1 protein-coding gene is annotated in these 259 nt (G+C 49.4%); it reads right to left on the reverse strand.

Annotated features, from left to right (window positions below):
• A partial coding sequence (locus SB719_RS21040) for an SLC13 family permease (protein ID WP_412159869.1) occupies positions 1–259 on the reverse strand: 259 nt, incomplete at both ends.

Genomic DNA, 259 nt, shown 5'->3' on the forward strand with positions numbered 1-259 from the left:
GCGATATTTTGGCAACCTTGGCAAAACCGTAAATGATTGGCGCAAGAATAATAAAGCCGACATCAAAGAAGACGGGAATACCGAGGAAGAACGCTGCCAGAGTCAGCGCAGCGATAGTTCGTTTGTCACCTAACTTGCGACTGAAATAATTAGCCAGTGACTCTGCACCACCAGAGTGTTCGATCATACGCCCCAGCATAGCGCCCAGACCAATAATAATAGTGACGGAACCAAGCACACCGCCCATCCCGGCGATCAT

It is taken from the genome of Pantoea sp. SIMBA_079, from assembly GCF_046940275.1.
Lineage (GTDB): Bacteria > Pseudomonadota > Gammaproteobacteria > Enterobacterales > Enterobacteriaceae > Pantoea > Pantoea borealis.